The sequence below is a fragment of the Candidatus Magnetobacterium casense genome (assembly GCF_019173545.1).
GTDB classification, from domain to species: Bacteria; Nitrospirota; Thermodesulfovibrionia; order Thermodesulfovibrionales; family Magnetobacteriaceae; genus Magnetobacterium; species Magnetobacterium cryptolimnobacter.
On record NZ_JABXWD010000511.1, the window covers coordinates 1 to 2,138 of the forward strand.

Annotated in this window: 3 protein-coding genes; all 3 read left to right on the top strand. The window is 52.2% G+C overall.

Annotation, left to right across the window (positions count from 1 at the left end):
* On the top strand, positions 1-507 hold a 507-nt coding region (locus tag HWQ67_RS16990; protein ID WP_218253878.1), incomplete at its 5' end, for a prephenate dehydrogenase.
* Between the two features lie 5 nt (positions 508-512).
* Positions 513-1,823, top strand: coding sequence for a 3-phosphoshikimate 1-carboxyvinyltransferase (aroA, locus tag HWQ67_RS16995; RefSeq protein ID WP_218253879.1), 1,311 nt, complete (start codon positions 513-515; stop codon positions 1,821-1,823).
* A gap of 135 nt (positions 1,824-1,958) precedes the next feature.
* On the top strand, positions 1,959-2,138 hold a 180-nt coding region (locus HWQ67_RS17000), incomplete at its 3' end, for a (d)CMP kinase (protein WP_255317334.1).

Here is a 2,138-nt window from a genome sequence, read left to right on the forward strand (position 1 = left end):
GGCAACGATAAGTCCGGTTTGGATGCCGCAATGCCTGACCTTTTCAAAAACGTAAATTGCATAGTCACGCCCACCACCAACACAAACAAAACGGCCCTGAAAACCGTCTCCGACCTGTGGACAACCCTCGGATGCAGGGTCAGAACACTCACCCCGGAGAAACACGACGAAATCTTCTCCGCTATAAGCCATATGCCACACGTGGCCGCCTATGCACTGGTCAATGCCATCAAAATTATAGATGAACAATACCTGAACTTCTCCGGTACCGGCTTTCTTGATACCACGCGTATCGCAATGAGTTCACCACAGATGTGGATAGACATTTGTACGTTAAACAAGGACACTATCCTCAGGCACCTGGCAAAATACATGGAGGCCATAAACACTATAACAGACGCCATCAAAACCAATGACAAAGACGCCCTCCGACGACAGTTTGATCAGGCAAGAACTTTGAGATTAAACCTGGACAGGTCTAAAAACGCAATCTTAAATAAAGAGTGACGGATATGAAAAATAATATGAAAAGCATCAGCCTGACAAAGGCAAAATCGGGACTCAGAGGTGAGATCGTCAGTCCTCCGGATAAATCGCTGTCCCACCGTGCGGTGTTTATTGCCTCCATGGCAAAGGGCGTGTCGGTGATAAAGAACTTTCTCATGGCCGGTGACCCCCTCAGTACGGTCCATGCCTTCAGTAGCCTGGGTGTGCAGATAGGGATGCAGCAGGACGGTATAGAGGTCCACGGCTGCGGCCTGGATGGTTTCAGTGAACCGTGGAACATCATCGATTGTGGTAATTCGGGCACAACAATGAGGCTGTTGACAGGGGTATTGGCCAGTCGCCCGTTTTTTTCGGTACTAACGGGGGATGACTCTCTGAGAAACCGCCCCATGTCGCGTGTCATACTGCCCCTGAAACAGATGCAGGCAGAAATCTATGCACGAGGCAATGATCGCCTGCCACCCATCGCCATAAAAGGCTGCCGGTTAACCCCCATCACGTATGATATGCCCGTGGCCTCGGCCCAGGTGAAATCGGCGGTACTCCTTGCGGGATTGTCCATTGACGGGGGGTACACTGAGGTAACAGAACCCATAAAGTCGCGTGACCATACAGAAAGGATGCTCAGTGCCTTTGGCGCCGATGTAAGGGTCGATGGCCTGAGAGTTGGCATCAAAGGCGGTGCAAACATGACAGGACGCAATATAACGTTGCCGGGTGATTTCTCATCGGCGGCATTTTTCATTACGGCGGCAATTATCACGGAAGACTCGCAACTCTCAATCAAGCAGACCGGTATAAACCCCACGCGTATCGGCTTTCTTGACGTCATCAGGGAGATGGGCGCCAACGTCGAAACCCAAGACGTGCAAGACCTCTGCGGCGAACCCACCGCCACCCTGCTGTGCAAGTTCACCGGCGGACTGAAACCCTTTAAGATAGGCAAGGACAGGGTCCCCTCACTCATAGACGAGTTCCCCTTGCTCTGTCTGCTGGCAACCCAGGCCCACGGTGTCTCCGTAATCAGGGGCGCCAAGGAACTCCGCGTCAAGGAGTCTGACAGGATAGCTGCAATGGTGTTGGCCCTGGAGGGCATGGGCGCCTCCGTCGAGGAGTACGGCGACGGTGTGGCCATCGAAGGGCCGGTGCAACTTAAAGGCGCCCGCATACAGAGCTACAACGACCACCGCATAGCCATGACCTGTGCCGTGGCCGCCCTCATTGCTGATGGAGAGACGATTATAGACGGTGCCGATGCAGCGGAGATATCTTTCCCGGACTTTTATACTAAGTTAAACAGGCTTGCAGGGTTATAAACATATGAATATTTATAAGATAGCAGTAAGAATTATGGGGTCAAGGGGGCTGGCCCCCTTGCAGGGGGTTCTGAAGGGGGGCAGAGCCGCCCCTTTCTTTCTCTCTCTTAACTCGTATGAAATCAACTATAATCAATGGTTTTGAATAGGATAATAGCGATAGACGGGCCATCGGGTGCCGGCAAGAGCACGATAGCCCGGGAACTCTCTGTCAGACTTGGCTATGAGTACCTGGACACCGGGGCGTTTTACAGGGCTGCTGCCTTGAAACTCAAAAAGTCGGGGATTGAGCAATATGACTCAGACCAACAGATA